Here is a 16,333-nt window from a genome sequence, read left to right on the forward strand (position 1 = left end):
AAGGGATGCATCCATGCTGCGCATCATGCGCCGACACTCATCCGGTGCGCTGAACCACAGCCACATTCATTGTGCTTCGCAACCTGAAACCAATGGACTCGTATAGTCTAATGGCCGTGGCATTGCTGGCGTAGGCGTGGAGATAGGGAACTTCGCCGCGCGCCACTATCCGGTTTGCCACGAACAGGGACAGCAGCTTGCCCAGGCCACCGCCGCGAAATTCCGGATGTGAGCACACGCCGCTGAGTTCGGTATAGCCAGGCTGCTTCATGCGCTCGCCGGCCATTGCCGCAAGCCTGCCCTCGATTTTCACACCCCAAAAATCGCCCAGGCTCAAGGCTTCAAGCGTGAATGGGCCAGGCTTGGTGAGCAATGCCAGGGCGAGCATCTCAGCGGCATCGTCTCGGGTCAGACGATGCACGCGCGGGTCGGAGACGATCTGCAATGGCTGCTCGGCGATCATCTGAACTCCGGCTGCGGCCGAAGTCGCGGAAAGCCCCGTTGGCAGAGCAATGGCGTCCGCTTGAAGCAGGATCACACTCTCGCCCGGGGAGACAAGCTTTTCGAGCGCCCGCAGGCTTTCCGGGTCGTCCGCCCCAGTGGCGGCGAAAGGAACAATCGATGGCCGGTATCGCCTGGCGAGGTCATTACCTTGCGCGAACGCCGAATGTCGCGTCTGAAGCGCGCTCCAGACAGGGCGGTCAAGCAGATGTCTCATTGCGCGGCACCCTCAGGCTTTTTTACACGACGGTCGAGAGGGGCCGCGGCGAGGCCGTCCTCGATGGCAGCCAGCTGCTCAAGAAGCGGCCCCGAAAGATCCGCGCACAAATCCGCGACGGCGTTCTCGATGGAAGGCCAGACGTCGCGCTTTGCGACATCGACCAGCCGCCGGCCGTCCCGCGTAAGCGAGACGATCCTGCGCCGCTGGTCATCGGTCGACGGACTGGCCTCGAGCAGTCCCAATTCGGACAGAAGCGAGACGCTTCGCGTTACGCCCGGCTGCGCGACGCCAAGGCATTGCGCCAGTTCCCCGACAGACAACGGACCCAGCCTGTCGAGCGCGGCCAGCAGGGGGTATTGGCTCGCCTGAACCGGAACATCCAGCCGGTCGAGTAGGCGCTGCGCCTCCGCTTGCAGTTGCTCGCCTATACGCTTCAGCCTGCTTCCCAGGCATAGGAAGCCAAGCGATCGTATGACGTCTTCCATAGGTCACTTCACCTCAAAATCTATAACATGATATATAACAATGCATGAAAAGCAAGATCGAGGCATTCAAGCGCTGGTTCCAGGCATCGGGCGCAGGCCTATGTCGCCTTCGGCAAGGAAAGGTCGATCGATAAGGCTGCTTCGCCGGGACGAGGCCCGTTCGATCAGTTGCGCAGCCGGTAGCCGGTCCTGAAGATCCAGGCGACGATCGCTATGCAGATGAGCAGGAAGATCACCGTCATGCCGAGGCTGACGCCGACCGAAACATCGGACTTGCCGTAGAAGCTCCAGCGGAAGCCGCTGACCAGGTAGACCACCGGGTTGAACAGCGTCACCGTGCGCCAGATGCCGGGCAGCATGTTGATCGAATAGAAGCTGCCGCCGAGGAAGGTCAGCGGCGTGATGATCAGCAGCGGTACCAGCTGCAGTTGCTCGAAGCTCTTCGCCCAGATGCCGATGATGAAGCCGAACAGGCTGAAGGTCACCGCCGTCAGCACCAGGAAGGCAAGCATCCAGAACGGATGCTCGATCGTCAGCGGCACGAACAGCGAGGCCGTCGCCAGGATGATCAGGCCAAGCACGATCGACTTTGTCGCCGCGCCCCCGACATAGGCGATGACGATCTCCAGATAGGACACCGGCGCCGACAGCAATTCGTAGATCGAGCCGACGAATTTCGGAAAATAGATGGCGAAAGAGGCGTTGGAGATCGACTGCGTCAGCAGCGACAGCATGATCAGCCCCGGCACGATGAAGGCACCGTAGCTGATGCCGTCGATCTCGGTGATGCGCGAGCCGATGGCCGAGCCGAAGACGACAAAATAGAGTGACGTCGAAATGACCGGCGAAACGATGCTCTGCAGCACGGTGCGAAGGGCGCGCGCCATCTCCACCCGATAGATCGCCCATACCGCATGAAGATTCATGGCCGCGCGCGGATTCATGCCGGTTTCCTCACCAGATTGACGAAGATCTCCTCGAGCGAGCTGTTTTCCGTATCGATGTCGCGGAACTGGATGCCGGCCGCCTCGAGCTCGCGGATCAGCGAGGCGACGCCCGGCCGTTCGCTCTGGTTGTCATAAGTATAGGTCAGCTGTCCGCCATCCGGCGAAAGCTCCAGCGCATAGCTCGAAAAAGCGTCGGGAACAGTGGCCAGGGGACTGCGCAGTTCCAGTACAAGCCGTTTGCGGCCAAGCTTGCGCATCAGCTCGGCCTTGTCCTCCACCAGCACGATCTCGCCGCGGTTGATGACGCCTACGCGATCGGCCATCGCCTCGGCTTCTTCGATGTAATGCGTGGTCAGGATGATGGTGACACCGTCTTCGCGCAGCCGGCGCACCATCGCCCACATGTCCTGGCGCAGCTCGACATCGACGCCTGCCGTCGGTTCGTCGAGGAACAGGATGCGCGGCTCGTGCGACAACGCCTTGGCGATCATCAGCCGGCGCTTCATGCCGCCGGACAGCGTGATCGCCTTGGCGTCCTTCTTGTCCCAGAGCGACAGGTCGCGCAGCACCTTTTCGACGAACGCCTTGTCCGCCGGCTTGCCGAACAGCCCGCGGCTGTAGTTGACCGTCGCCCATACGCTCTCGAAGGCGTCGATGGTCAGTTCCTGCGGCACCAGCCCGATCAGGCTGCGCGCGGCGCGGTAGTCGCGGTTGATGTCATGGCCGTCGACGGTGACGGAACCCGACGACCGGTTAACGATGCCGCAGACGATCGAGATCAGCGTTGTCTTGCCGGCGCCATTCGGCCCGAGCAGCGCAAAGATCTCGCCGCGCACGATGTCGAGATTGATCTCCTTCAGCGCCTTGAAGCCGGTGGCGTAGGTCTTGGTGACCCCGGAAATCGAGATGATCGGCTGCATGGCTGAAAACGGCTGCTTGAAACAGAGTGTTGATTTAATCCGCTGAATGTCGGTCCGCAAATCCGGATGTCAATGCCGCTCCTGACAGTTCTCGACATCGAGGTTCGCCGGAATAGGCAACACCTGCCCGCTCGTCCAGCCAAATTCCATGCAAAAGCAGATTAACCGGCACTGCGGCGTTCCGCCTCGCGGCGGGACGCCGCTTTGACCGTCCGGTGCATCAAGCCTATCCTTCAACAAACAAGCAGCAGCCGGAGCCGCCATGGACCCGCTCATTCTGTCGCGCATTCAGTTCGGCGCGAACATCTCGTTCCACATCCTGTTCCCGGCGATCACCATCGCGCTCGGCTGGGTGCTGCTGTTTTTCAAGCTCCGCTACAACGCGACAAACGATTCAGCCTGGATGCGCGCTTATTTCACCTGGGTTAAGGTATTCGCGCTGTCCTTCGCCATGGGCGTGGTTTCTGGCGTCACCATGAGTTTTCAGTTCGGCACCAACTGGCCGGGCTATATGGAGACGGTCGGCAACATTGCAGGCCCGCTGCTGGCCTACGAGATTTTGACCGCCTTTTTCCTCGAGGCAGCGTTCCTCGGCATCATGCTGTTCGGCTTCCGCCGCGTCTCGAACCGCGTCCATACACTGGCGACGGTGCTGGTGGCCGGCGGCACCACCTTGTCCGCCTTCTGGATCATCGCGCTCAATTCGTGGATGCAGACGCCGGCGGGCTTCGAAATGCGCGATGGTGTGGCGCACGCCACCGACTGGTGGGCCGTTGTCTTCAATCCATCCATGCCCTACCGGCTCGTCCATATGCTGCTTGCTTCGGGGCTAACCGTCTCGTTCTTGATCGCCGGCCTGTCGGCGCTGCGCTATCTCTACGGCGATCGCTCGGAATCGATGTGGAAGGCCTTGCGCACCGGCGTCTTCACCGCCGCGATCCTGATCCCGATCCAGATCTTTGCCGGCGACCAGCACGGCCTCAACACGCTTGAACATCAGCCGCAGAAGATCGCCGCCATGGAGGCCAACTGGAACACCGGTCCCAACGTGCCGCTGGTGCTGTTTGCGCTTCCCGATGAAGCGGCCAGGGAGAACAGGTTCGAGCTCACCATTCCCGACGGCGCCAGCCTCATCCTCAGGCACAGCGCCGGTGGCATCGTACCGGGGCTGAACGACTATGCCGGCAACCATCCTCCGGTGTTTCCGGTGTTCTGGGGCTTTCGCATCATGGTCGGCACAGGCCTGTTGATGCTCGCCGTCTCCTGGTCGGCGGCGTTCTTCCTCAAGCGCCGCTACAGCCTGCCCAAGCCGCTGGCGCTTGTCATGGTGCCGATGGCGCTGTCCGGCTGGCTGGCGACGCTGGCCGGCTGGTACACCACCGAGATCGGCCGCCAGCCCTGGCTGGTCACCGGCGTGCTGCGCACCGCCGATGCTGTCGGCCCGGTCGCCGGCAGCCATGTCGCGCTGTCGCTGGCGGTCTATCTCATCCTCTATGTGCTGCTGCTGATCGCCTATCTCGGCGTGCTGGTGCATCTGGCATTGAAGGCGGCGAAGGATGGTGACACCTCGCCGCTGCCGGGCGTCATGGACAGGCCGCTGTCGCAGCCGGTTGCGCAACCGGGAGAAACGTCATGAGCTTCGACTGGCCGACCCTGCTGCCTCTGATCTTCGCCGGCCTGATGGGCCTCGCCATCCTGATCTACGTTATCCTCGACGGCTTCGATCTCGGCATCGGCATCCTGTTCGCCGCAGCCGAAGACACCGAACAGGATACGATGATCGCCGCCATCGGCCCGTTCTGGGACGCCAACGAGACCTGGCTGGTGCTGGCGGTCGGCCTGCTGCTGGTCGCCTTCCCATTGGCGCACGGCACCATCCTGACGGCGCTCTACATTCCGGTCTTCGTTCTGCTGGTCGGCTTGATCCTGCGCGGCGTCGCCTTCGATTTCCGCGCCAAGGTGCCGGCCGGCAGGAAACATCGCTGGAACCGCATCTTTTTCCTCGGCTCGGTCATCGCGTCGCTGGCGCAGGGTTACATGCTCGGCGTCTATGTGCTCGGCCTCGACGTCGGTCCTGGCGGCGTCGCTTTCGGGGCGCTGGTGGCGCTCTGCCTTGCCGCGGCCTACGCGGCGATGGGCGCGGCCTGGGTCATCTACAAGACGGAAGGCGACCTGCAGAGGAAGGCGGTGCTGTGGCTGCGCACGGCGCTGGTGCTGACCGCGCTCGGCATGGTCGCGGTATCGCTGGCAACGCCCTTTGCCAGCGCGCGCATCTTCGACAAATGGTTCGTCTGGCCGGCCATGCTCTATTTGTCGCCGCTGCCGATCCTGTCGGCAGTGCTGTTCCTGTGGCTGTGGCGCCAGACTTTCCATCTGCCGAAACCCGGCGACCGCCACGCGCTGCTCCCGTTCCTGACATTGGCCGCGATCTTCACGCTCGGCTTTGCCGGCCTCGCCTGGTCGTTCTACCCTTTCGTGGTGCCCGACCGGCTGACCATCTGGCAGGCTGCTTCGGCACCCGAAAGCCTGGCCGTCATTCTGGTCGGGACGGTCGTCGTGCTGCCGATCATCATCTTCTATTCGTTCTTTGCCTACCGGGTGTTCGCCGGTAAGGCGAGGGATCTGACCTATGATTGACCGGCATCGCTGTCGCCGCCTGAAACAGAATATTCATCTTCAAGCGGAATAACCTTCTCTGGCCGGCCCCAGCAGAATCGCCGGCAAGAAGAAGGGCAACAGAATGAACCCCTTTTCTGCGGCAGCACAGGATCGGCTGCTGCTTTTGCTGATCCGGACGGTCGCGCTGATCGGCGCGCTCGCGCTTGCCGGCCTGCTGCCGGCCATGCCGCAGGCGCATGCCCAGGACGCGGCCAACTGGACCGGCGTGTGGGACACGAAGTGGCGCGGCGGCGGCGCCCAGATCAAGTTCGAGCAGACCGGCACTGACGTAAAGGGCGTCTACCCGCTTTACAACGGCCGCATCGAGGCCAAGGCCGAAGGCGGCAAGCTTGTCGGCCACTGGTTCGAAGGCGACCGCCAGGGCGCTTTCACCTTCGTCCAGTCGCCCGACGGCGGCAGCTTCATGGGTCGTTTCGATGCCGCCACCGCCGAATGGTGGACAGGGGTGCGTGTCAGCGCCGTCGAGGACGTCCGTGTCGACCAGTCGAGCCCGATGAGCACCATGCGCTCGTTCCTGCAGACGATGAACGAGAGCGGCGCCGACAACGTGCCGCGCGCCACCGGCGGCGGCATGGGTCTTGCCGGTCTGGCAGCAGGTCTCGTCGACGTCACCGAGGCCGACCGCGGCGGCCTCAACATGCCCGATTATACCAAGCTCCTGTTCACCGTCATCGACAACGCGACGTTCCGTCTGTGGAGCCTGCCGCATGATGCGATTGCCGGAGACGAGGTGACGGCGACGCTGCCGCAATACGGCACCAGGGTTTCTTTCGATCTCACTTTTCGCCGCAAGAATGGCGACTGGTTCATCGTCGGGCCGCCACTTGCCCAGCTTCAGGCCAAGCTCGCCGAATTCCAGGAAGCGCGTGGCGAAGCCGTCGACATGGTCGACGATCCGAGCAGGCTCGCCTCGCCGCGCGACACGTTCAAGGTACTGTTGAGCGGCCTCACCGAAGCCGGCGATCCGGCACAGGCGGCGCTCGACCTGCGCAACTACAGTCAGGCGGTGCGCGGCGACGAGGCGTTCCTGCTCGAGCGCTATCTCAAAAAGGTCATCGACCGCATCGGCTATGTCTATTGGCAGGAGATCCCCGACGACCCGAAGAGCAACACCCCCTTCGTCTATTTCGAGCATCCCGCCGGCAACATCGTCATCGGTCCGGTCGAGACCGACCCCGACGGCACCGGCAAGCGCAAGATCTGGCAGTTTACGCCCGAGACGCTCGCCCACATCCGCGCGCTCTATGCCGATGTCGAAGACGTGCCGGTGGCGCCGGAATTCGCCGCCTTCGCCAGCACCGACCCGTTCTTCATCGCCCGTGGCCTCGCCCGCGAGATCAGCCCCGGCCTGCTCACCCGCGCCGGCCCGATGGAGCACTGGCAATGGTGGATGCTCGGCCTTGCCGTACTGGCCGGCATCGTCTTCGGCTTCATCGCCAATGCGCTGATTTCCTTGTTTGTGCGAAGGACGGACAGCCCGGCCTTCTTCCGCATTGTCGAATGGGCGGTGCGCTCGATCGTGCTTGGCTTCTTCCTGCTGTTGACGCTGCGCCCGCTCGGTCTGCCGCAAGTGGTCGCCGCTCCGGTCAAGGCAATCGCCTGGAGCCTGATCGTGATCGGCGCCGTGCCGGTGGTCTGGCACCTGATCGGCAAGGTCGCCGACCATTATCGCGGGCTGTGGCAGGTGCCCGGCTATCACGACACGCTGATTTCGCTGTCCACCGGCGTGGCGCGCGTCGCCGTGCTGGTCGTCGCCTTCCTGCTGTTGGCTGAAGTGCTCGCCATCCCTTACGAAGGCGTCATCGCCGGTCTCGGCATCGGCGGTCTGGCGGTGGCGCTGGCGGCGCAGCCGACGCTGCAGAATTTCCTCTCCGGCCTGACGCTCTATGCCGACCGGCCGGTCAGCGTCGGCGACTTCTGCAAGTTCGGCGACCAGTCCGGCACGATCGAGCATATCGGCATGCGCTCCACCCGCATCAGGTCGCTCGACCGCACGATCATCTCGGTTCCGAACTCGGACTTTGCCGGCATGCAGATCGAGAACTACGCGCATCGCGACCGCACCCGGTTCGCGACGACGCTGCAGCTGCGCTACGAGACGACGCCCGATCAGCTACGTTACGTCCTGGCTGAGCTGCGCAGGCTGCTGATCGCCCATCCGCGCGTCATCGACGAGCCGTGCCGCGTGCGCTTTGCCGGCTTCGGCGCCTATTCGCTCGACATCGACGTGTTCACTTACGTCAAAACCGCCGACGTGGCGGACTTTCAAGCCATCCGCGAGGACATCCTGTTGTCCATGATCAACATCATGGATGATGCCGGCGCGCAGTTCGCCTTCCCTTCGTCACTGGAATACAGAGCCACCGACCTTCCGGTCGACGACGAAAAACGCATCGCCGCGGAGAAACGGGTCGGCGATTGGCGCGAGGCGCAAAATCTGCCTTTCCCCGACTTCAGCCAGATCGATAAATTCGCCCTCAACAACACGCTTGCCTACCCGCCTGAGGGCTCGGCGCACTATCGCGAGACGGAGCCCGACCCGGACTCGGCCGAGGCAAAGGCGACGCTGGAGAAAGTGCGCTGGAGCCTGCCCTGGAAAAAGGGGGTATAGGGTCGTTGCACGGAGGCGAAGGCGATCCTTCGCGCCCCCCTCTGGCCTGCCGGCCATCTCCCCCACTTGGGGGGAGATTGGATGTCCCGCGGCTTTCGCCAATCACCGATGTTGGAAGAAGGGAGCCGGCGCGTAAGCTGCGATCTCCCTCCTTGTGGGGGAGATGGCCGGCAGGCCAGAGGGGGGCGCTGTCCCGCCGACGCTTCCAATTTAGGCAGGCCCCAAAAGCTCAACTCTTGCTGGCGGCCAGCACCAGCACCGGCTTTTCGCTGTAGAGGTTAGGGAACAGCCGCTTCAGATTCTCGACCTTGGGCAAATCATTGTAGACGATATAGGGATAGGTCGGGTTGAGCGTCAGAAAGTCCTGGTGATAGTCCTCGGCCGGATAGAAGGTCTTACCGGTCTCCAGCGTCGTCACGATCGGCTTGGGAAACACCTTGGCTTTGTCGAGTTGGGCGATGTAGCTTTCGGCGATCTTTTTCTGGGTGTCGTTTTCGGCAAAGATCGTCGAACGGTACTGGGTGCCGCTGTCCGGGCCCTGGTAGTTCAGTTGCGTCGGATTGTGCGCCACCGAGAAATACACCTGCAGCAGCTGGCCATAGGTCACCTTGGATGGCTCGTAGGTGATCTCGACGGATTCGGCATGGCCCGTCCGGCTGGTGCCGACCATTTCATAGACGGCCGTGTCCTTGTCGCCGCCGGCATAGCCGGAGACGGCGCTGGTGACGCCCTTGACGTGCTGGAACACGCCTTGCACACCCCAGAAGCAGCCGCCGGCGAAGACCGCCTTTTCGGTGCCGGCGGTGGCCTTCTCGTCCATTGCCGGCGGCGGGATCACCACCGCGTCTTCGGCCGAGACTGCCGGCGTCTGCCAGAATACGGCGGCGGCCGCCGTGAGGATAAGCGCGGCAAGTGCTGCTTTTGCGAAAATCGACGATCGTTTCACGGCTGCGGTCATGTCTGATCTCCCATGATGCTGGTGTGGATTATACGACGGATAGGTCCGCCGGGCTCTCACTTTGCTGTGCGCATCGCCTATTTGGCCGGAGCCATGGCATCGCAGGCCTTGGTCGCTTCGGCTTTCTTCATGGCGTCCGTCTCGGCGGCTGCCTTGTTCATGCAGTCGGTCTTCATCGGATCTGTCGCCTTCATCGCAGTCGTGGCCATGGCGCCAGCTGGTTTCATGGCGTCCGTTGCCGGTTTCATGGCGTTTGTCGCCATCGCCGGCTTCATCGCATCTTCGGCCCTCGCCGCGCCACCGGCGAACAGCGCCGTCGAGCAAAGTACGAAGGCCGCCAGGGTCGGGCGATTGGTCAAACGATTGGTCATGGTGGTCTCCTTGGGTTTGGCACGGGTTGACGGCATGCGGCGGCGCCGCTGCGCGTTGGGGAATTTCGCGAGGGTTTCTAGTTCGTGGCGGCAGCCAGGATCGGCCCGCCGCCCGGCACTTGGAGCAGCACCGCGGTGCTGAGGCCGCCCGTCGTCGCCGGCAGCGGCAGCGCGGTGGCGTCGCCGGTCCAACTGCCCAGCCTGGTCAGCGAATGCACGACATTGGCGTGCGGCAGCGTGCGGCCGGTGTTTTCGCCGCGCGCCACCGGCACCTCGATGACGCCCTTGCCGTAACGCACCAGCCAGACATCGGCCTTGCCGCCGGGCACCGCACCGGCGCCGATGCTGACCTTGCCGCCGGCGAGCGACAGCGAAGGTCCATCGGCGTGGCCGCCGCTCGAAATCAGCTGCTCGATCTCGCCTGGCCTGGCGCCGACCGCATCGGCCTTGCCGTTGACCACCACTTGCGGCGTGAACGGGCCGGAACGGCCGAGCGACGGTTCATAGCGGACCTGGCGCTGCGTGAATTCTTCCTTGCCGAATGTGTCCTTCCAGCCGAGATAGTCCCAGTAGGTGACGTTGAAGGACAGCGCCAGCACGCCGGGCCGGTCCTTGACCTTGATCAGATTGGCGTTGGCCGGCGGGCAGGACGAGCAGCCCTGGCTGGTGAACAGCTCGACCACGGTCAGCGTCTGGCCGGCAGCCGCGCTGGCTGCCGATAGCACAGTCGCCGAAAACAGTGCCGCGGCGAGCCCCATCAGGGCTGTGCTGCGTTTCGATCCGGTCATCGCTGTTCTCCTGTGCGGTTCCATGCCCACACTTCGCCGCCGACACACGGTTCGTTACAGCATCACCGCTTCGTGATTGAGGAGAAGTCCGAGTTTTTCGTCCTGGCGCATTGGCGAGAGCCGAGGCGACATCCGATCTCCCCCCTTGTGGGGGAGATGTCCGGCAGGACAGAGGGGGGCGCCACAGAGCGTCATCCTACGTGGACGCCGAGTAACGCCAACTCAATGCAACAGCGGGCCAAGCGAGTCGCCAGACTTGCAGATTACGAGGGCCGCGGGACAGCGCCCCCCCTCTGGCCTGCCGGCCATCTCCCCCACGCGGGGGGAGATCGGATGTCGCCTCGTCTATTGTGTAAGCACGGTCTCCGAAGGCCGCTTGTTGAAGGCGCACTTGCCGGTCACAAAATAGGAGAAATCCGCGTCGTCGATGGTGTTGTTGGTAAGTGACCCGCCGTCTTCCCACGCTTGACTGCTGGTGATGCCGCACGGCACGGCCGTAAAGATGTCGACAGTCGTGTTGGCTAGCGTCTTGACCTTGTCGATGAACAATCGGTCGGAGGTTACCGGATCGTCCGATCGCAGGGTTGTTTTCGTGCCCGTCTCCAGGTAGCCGCCGCCAAGACCAGGATTGGGATTCGGAATCTTCATCTCCAGAGACAGGTTATCCATGTCCTTCACGTCGATCACCGCACCGGCGCCGGTCGCGGGATACATCGTGTTGACGCAGGTGGTTGCGTATTTCCTGGTGCCGCTGATCTGGGTGATTGTGCCCGTGGGCAAGCCGTAGAAGCTGAGCACCGTGGTGGTCGTGCATACTTGTTTCTGGACCAGCGTCTCCGTCGTTCCATTGATCGTGTACACAGAGGAGGTTCCGTAGCCTTTCGGATCGCCAAACCTGTTGTAGGCGTAGGAAATCCTCATCAGCTTGTTGGCCACCGTGTCCCCGGATTTCGTGCCGTAGAGCGTCACCGTCTTGTCCCACCAGCCCGAGATCTTGTCGACCTTGAACGTAGCCTCCACCAGTGCCGGCCTCTTGGTCACTCCCGACGCGACGCCGACCTGCACCGTGTTGATCTTGACGATCTGCATGAAACTCGTCGGCATGGCAAAGCCGGCCGAAGCCTTGATGCTGGCGGCGCCGTCGGTGGCGACGACGAAGCTGTCGAGCTTGGCAGTGCCTTGCCCGCCATTGGCCAGGTATGCCTCCTGCAGCTTCACCTGGCGGTCCGCCAACGTCGTGGTCGTCTCCAGCGTCGTGATCGACAGCGACGCTGCATCGAGCGCGTTCTGCATCGAGGCCCTGGTTGAAACCGCAGAGGTATAGTCGACGGAAAAACCCAATGCGGCAACCATCGGGATAAGCAGGATGGCGAGCAATGGCGCGAACGAGCCACTCACCGATCTGAGAAATTTGCATGCTGACAGCGGCATTCCGACCCCCCGAAACGGCGATAGGCCAGTGGGCTATCACGCCGGGCGCGAACTATGCTCTAATCTCATGGATCAAAGTTTAACGACTTTGCCGCCTTGCCGCCGCACCCGCGCCCCGCCGCTTGCCGATATACCGTGCCCCTGCTAAAGCGCGCCGCATGACCACGCCGATCAAGAACATCCGCAACTTCTCCATCGTTGCCCATATCGACCATGGCAAATCCACGCTTGCCGACCGGCTGATCCAGTCGACCGGCGGGCTGGAGCTGCGCGACATGAAGGAGCAGGTGCTGGACTCGATGGACATCGAGCGCGAGCGCGGCATCACCATCAAGGCGCAGACGGTGCGGCTGAAGTACCACGCCAACAATGGGCAGGACTATATCCTCAACCTGATCGACACGCCCGGCCATGTCGACTTCGCCTATGAAGTGTCGCGCTCGCTGGCCGCCTGCGAGGGTTCGCTGCTGGTCGTCGATGCCTCGCAAGGCGTCGAGGCGCAGACGCTGGCCAATGTCTACCAGGCGATCGACAACAACCACGAGATCGTCGTGGTGCTGAACAAGGTCGACCTGCCGGCGGCCGAGCCCGAGCGCATCCGCGAGCAGGTCGAGGAGGTGATCGGCATCGACGCCTCCAATGCCGTGCTGATCTCGGCCAAGACCGGGCTCGGCATTCCCGATGTGCTCGAAGCCATCGTCAACGATCTTCCGCCGCCGCGCGAGGGCGACATTGCGGCTCCGCTGAAGGCGATGCTGGTCGATAGCTGGTACGACGCCTATCTCGGCGTCATCGTGCTGGTGCGCATCATCGACGGCGTGCTGAAGAAGGGCCAGACCATCCGCATGATGGGCACCGGCGCCAGATACCTGGTCGAGCGCACCGGCGTCTTCACGCCCGCCCGCATCAATGTCGACGAGCTCGGCCCCGGCGAGTTCGGCTTCTTCACCGGCTCGATCAAGGAAGTGGCCGACACCCGCGTCGGCGACACCATCACCGAGGACAAGCGGCCGACGGCACAAGCCCTGCCCGGCTTCAAGCCGGCGCAGCCGGTGGTGTTCTGCGGCCTGTTTCCGGTCGACGCCGCCGATTTCGAAGACCTGCGCGCCGCTGTCGGCAAGCTGCGCCTCAACGACGCCTCTTTCTCCTTTGAAATGGAAACCAGTGCCGCGCTCGGCTTCGGCTATCGCTGCGGCTTCCTCGGCTTGCTTCATCTGGAGATCATCCAGGAGCGGCTGGAGCGCGAGTTCAACCTCGACCTCATCGCCACCGCGCCGAGCGTCGTCTACCGCCTGCTGCTCAACGACGGCACGGTCAAGGAACTGCACAACCCGGCCGACATGCCCGACGTGGTCAAGATCTCGGCTATCGAGGAGCCATGGATCCGCGCCACCATCCTCACCCCGGACGACTATCTCGGCGGTATCCTGAAGCTCTGCCAGGACCGCCGCGGCATCCAGGCGGACCTGTCCTATGTCGGCAAGCGCGCCATGCTGATTTACGATTTGCCGCTCAACGAGGTGGTCTTCGATTTCTACGACCGGCTGAAGTCGATCTCCAAGGGCTATGCCTCCTTCGACTATCACCTCACCGACTATCGCGAGGGCGACCTGGTGAAAATGTCGATCCTGGTCAATGAAGAGCCGGTCGACGCGCTGTCGATGCTGGTCCACCGCACGGCGGCGGAAAAGCGCGGCCGCCAGATGTGCGAGAAGCTGAAGGAGCTGATCCCGCACCATCTGTTCAAGATCCCGATCCAGGCGGCGATCGGCGGCAAGGTCATCGCCCGCGAAACGATCTCGGCGCTGCGCAAGGACGTCACCGCCAAATGCTACGGCGGCGACGTCTCACGCAAACGCAAGCTGCTCGACAAGCAGAAAGAGGGCAAGAAGCGGATGCGCCAGTTCGGCAAGGTGGATATTCCCCAGGAGGCGTTTATCCAGGCCTTGAAGATGGGGGATTGAGCGGGGCCGTTCCCGATTTCGAGCTGACCGAACCGCCTCCCGATGCGATCAAATACGCGCCGGCCAATGCCCTTCGCTCTAGGCAGCGGGCCGCCATTGGAGAACGTCCCGTCTTGAAGTATCCTTGAGCTTGGAAAGGGAGGTCTCGATGCGTCCCGCCAGCCCTGCTATCTCCGACGTTATCGCCGCGATCGGCCTCGCCATCGGCGGCGCTCTGGGCCTCGCCGGCACCTTCGTGGCGAGCGCCGCCCTTCGCGAAACGCTCTGGACGATCGACGGCGTGGCGCTCGTGGTGGCGACCGCGCTGTTGACGATGAAGTATCAGCGGCTGGGCAATGACTGGGTGGCGGCCGGATTTTTGACCTTTCTCGCCGGCGAAAGCCTGCTGCTCGCCGGCAATGCGGCGGGGCTTGAGGCCAGCGTTCCCTCCTATGTCGGGGGTATCTCGCTCTGGGCGGCGGCGCTGGTTATGGTCAGCGCGCCGAAAACCTTCGCCCTGTGGATGCGGCTTACCGCTGTCGTGGCGGCTGTGCTGTTTGTCGTCTCAGTGGGCCTGATCCTGTGGGACGCGCCTTTGCTGCCGACCTCGGTGCCGCTGCCCGCTGCCGGATATCCCTTCCTGGTTCTCACATTCATCGGCTGGATCTGGACGCTGCTGAAGCCTGGCCGTTGAGCCCGGTCGGACTGCCCCCTCTCCGGTTTGCTTCGCAAACCACCTCTCCCCCATCAAGAATGGGGGCGAGGAAACGCCAATCGCCGAAGCTGCGCCCTCGCAAGACTTGGGTTCCTCGCCCCACGGAGTGGGGAGAGGTGGTTTGCGAAGCAAACCGGAGAGGGGACTTGCTTAGCAACGGTGCGCCTTTCGCTACGCAAAATGCCGCAATCGCCTCTTCCACCCGTTTAGCCGCCATGCCATGTTCCCCCTCGCGGCCGGACAGGCCGTTTCGTTCCGGGGGGAATTGCAATGTCGTCTTACGCTTTCGCGCGCCGCGCTGCCGCGGCGCTTTGCCTTGCCGCCTTGTTTGCGCCCGTCGCGCATGCCGGTGATGTCACTTTCGAGATCAGGAACAGCCATCCCAACGCCATGCGCGTCGAGCTCTACAGCCAGGAGCGCGACCATGTCTGGCCGGGCAACAATCAGGATTATTATCTCAACGACGGCGAGACCAAGTCGATCCCGCTGTCCTGCAATGACGGCGAATCGATCTGCTACGGCGCCTGGGTCGACGGCGACGAGAACACCTATTGGGGCGTTGGCCCCGGCAACACGGAAAAATGCGACGATTGCTGCTACACCTGCAGCGGCGGCGAGACCGAGGAAATCGACCTGGTGCCGTGAGTTGGCAGATCTCCCCCTTGAGGGGGAGATGTCGCCAAAGGCGACAGGGCCGCGCATAGAGCGCCAACCTGTTCTGCAGTAGTAGGCCGAGTCCGGTCGTGCCGACCCCCTCTGGCCGCTGCGCGGCCATCTCCCCCTCGAGGGGGGAGAGGGCCGTCCTGCAGGCCGGCAACACCGGAATTCAAAGCTGAGAAACAAAAAACCCGCCTCGGTGGGCGGGTCCTTGGAGCCAATTGGCACCATACCCAAATTAGTAGCATAGCTGCCGGCACAAAGCAAGAACAAAATGTGGCGCGGCGGCAAAAAAGCGAATTCGCTCCCCCGCCGCGCTTTGCCCCCGATTCTCGAGAGGCTGCCTTGACGCCGTCCGGGCCGCCGCCATAGCGTGAGGCATCAGCAAGGAGATGCGTCCATGGCCGTAGTCGAAGGCGAGAAGATCGATGTCGGCTTTGCCGGAAAGCGCTGCATCCATTCGCGCAATTGCGTGCTTGGCGATCCCCATGTCTTCGTGCCCAACGCGCCCGGGCAGTGGATCCACCCCGAGGCGGCCAGCGTCGAGAAGATCGTGGCGCTCGCCGAAGCCTGCCCGTCCGGCGCCATCACCTATGTCCGCAAGGATGGCGGGCCGCAGGAACAGCCGCCGGTGGTCAACACCGTGCGCATAAGGGAAAACGGCCCGCTGGCCGTCCATGCCGAGATCGTGCTGGGCGGCGAATCGGTTTTCCGCGCCACGCTGTGCCGCTGCGGCGCCTCGGAAAACAAGCCGTTCTGCGACGGCAGCCACGCCAAGGCGGGCTTCACCGCCACCGGCGAGCCGCCGCTGAAGGATACGCCGGCGCTGGAAGCGCGGGATGGGCCGCTGACGGTGACGCCGACGACCAACGGCCCGCTCAAGCTCGAAGGCAATGTCGAAATCGTCACCGGCACCGGCCACACCGTCGACCGTACGCAACGCGCCTTCCTCTGCCGCTGCGGCCATTCGGCGAACAAGCCGTTTTGCGATGGCAGCCACAAGCGTGTGGGGTTTGTCGGGTAGGTTGACGCTGCGGATCTCCCCCCTCGAGGGGGAGATGGCCGGCAGGCCAGAGGGGGTCGTTGCGCGTGGAGCGCCGGCTTCTT

At 63.3% G+C, this 16,333-nt stretch carries 15 protein-coding genes; 7 read left to right on the forward strand and 8 right to left on the reverse strand.

The window, feature by feature from the left end; genetic code table 11:
* Positions 1-37: 37 nt before the first annotated feature.
* The 4 genes from NKI19_RS13780 to NKI19_RS13795 form a co-directional block, all read right to left on the reverse strand.
* Entirely contained in the window at positions 38-718 is a 681-nt protein-coding gene (locus tag NKI19_RS13780; protein ID WP_352491169.1) for a GNAT family N-acetyltransferase, read from the reverse strand.
* On the reverse strand, positions 715-1,206 hold the full coding sequence (locus NKI19_RS13785) for a MarR family winged helix-turn-helix transcriptional regulator (RefSeq protein ID WP_352491168.1): 492 nt from the start codon (positions 1,204-1,206) through the stop codon (positions 715-717). Before NKI19_RS13785 ends, NKI19_RS13780 begins: the two co-directional genes overlap by 4 nt.
* 164 nt (positions 1,207-1,370) lie before the next feature.
* A complete protein-coding gene (locus NKI19_RS13790) occupies positions 1,371-2,132 on the reverse strand; it encodes an ABC transporter permease (RefSeq protein ID WP_352491265.1) in 762 nt (253 codons plus the stop codon).
* A 14-nt stretch (positions 2,133-2,146) separates the two neighbouring features.
* Positions 2,147-3,073, reverse strand: coding sequence for an ABC transporter ATP-binding protein (locus NKI19_RS13795; protein ID WP_352491167.1), 927 nt, complete (start codon positions 3,071-3,073; stop codon positions 2,147-2,149).
* Positions 3,074-3,335: 262 nt separating this feature from the next.
* Here NKI19_RS13795 and NKI19_RS13800 point away from each other — a divergent pair, with 262 nt between their 5' ends.
* From NKI19_RS13800 to NKI19_RS13810, 3 genes are all read left to right on the forward strand, one after another.
* Positions 3,336-4,709 (forward strand): cytochrome ubiquinol oxidase subunit I, encoded by a 1,374-nt coding sequence (locus NKI19_RS13800; RefSeq protein WP_352565506.1) that lies wholly within the window; start codon positions 3,336-3,338, stop codon positions 4,707-4,709.
* Positions 4,706-5,710: a cytochrome d ubiquinol oxidase subunit II gene (locus tag NKI19_RS13805; RefSeq protein ID WP_352491165.1), complete on the forward strand. Its 1,005-nt coding sequence runs from the start codon at positions 4,706-4,708 to the stop codon at positions 5,708-5,710. The genes NKI19_RS13800 and NKI19_RS13805 overlap by 4 nt, the downstream gene beginning before the upstream one ends.
* Positions 5,711-5,813: 103 nt before the next feature.
* Entirely contained in the window at positions 5,814-8,363 is a 2,550-nt protein-coding gene (locus tag NKI19_RS13810) for a mechanosensitive ion channel family protein (RefSeq protein WP_352491164.1), read from the forward strand.
* 229 nt (positions 8,364-8,592) lie between these two features.
* On the opposite strand, the gene msrA is transcribed toward NKI19_RS13810, so the two are convergent.
* From msrA to NKI19_RS13830, 4 genes are all read right to left on the reverse strand, one after another.
* Entirely contained in the window at positions 8,593-9,321 is a 729-nt protein-coding gene (gene msrA, locus NKI19_RS13815; RefSeq protein ID WP_352491163.1) for a peptide-methionine (S)-S-oxide reductase MsrA, read from the reverse strand.
* Positions 9,322-9,398: 77 nt separating this feature from the next.
* On the reverse strand, positions 9,399-9,692 hold the full coding sequence (locus NKI19_RS13820) for a hypothetical protein (protein WP_352491162.1): 294 nt from the start codon (positions 9,690-9,692) through the stop codon (positions 9,399-9,401).
* Positions 9,693-9,769: 77 nt separating this feature from the next.
* Complete coding sequence (locus NKI19_RS13825) at positions 9,770-10,480, reverse strand: DUF1223 domain-containing protein (protein ID WP_352491161.1); 711 nt, start codon at positions 10,478-10,480, stop codon at positions 9,770-9,772.
* A gap of 345 nt (positions 10,481-10,825) precedes the next feature.
* Positions 10,826-11,911, reverse strand: a complete 1,086-nt coding sequence (locus NKI19_RS13830; RefSeq protein WP_352565505.1) for a TadE/TadG family type IV pilus assembly protein — start codon at positions 11,909-11,911, stop codon at positions 10,826-10,828.
* Positions 11,912-12,069: 158 nt separating this feature from the next.
* Here NKI19_RS13830 and lepA point away from each other — a divergent pair, with 158 nt between their 5' ends.
* From lepA to NKI19_RS13850, 4 genes are all read left to right on the forward strand, one after another.
* Entirely contained in the window at positions 12,070-13,875 is a 1,806-nt protein-coding gene (lepA, locus tag NKI19_RS13835) for a translation elongation factor 4 (RefSeq protein ID WP_352565504.1), read from the forward strand.
* 148 nt (positions 13,876-14,023) lie between these two features.
* Positions 14,024-14,548 (forward strand): hypothetical protein, encoded by a 525-nt coding sequence (locus NKI19_RS13840; protein WP_352491158.1) that lies wholly within the window; start codon positions 14,024-14,026, stop codon positions 14,546-14,548.
* Positions 14,549-14,839: 291 nt separating this feature from the next.
* On the forward strand, positions 14,840-15,214 hold the full coding sequence (locus tag NKI19_RS13845; protein ID WP_352491157.1) for a hypothetical protein: 375 nt from the start codon (positions 14,840-14,842) through the stop codon (positions 15,212-15,214).
* A 412-nt stretch (positions 15,215-15,626) separates the two neighbouring features.
* Positions 15,627-16,250: a CDGSH iron-sulfur domain-containing protein gene (locus NKI19_RS13850; protein WP_352491156.1), complete on the forward strand. Its 624-nt coding sequence runs from the start codon at positions 15,627-15,629 to the stop codon at positions 16,248-16,250.
* Positions 16,251-16,333 lie beyond the last annotated feature (83 nt).

This window comes from Mesorhizobium sp. M0751, from assembly GCF_040320265.1.
GTDB lineage: Bacteria > Pseudomonadota > Alphaproteobacteria > Rhizobiales > Rhizobiaceae > Mesorhizobium.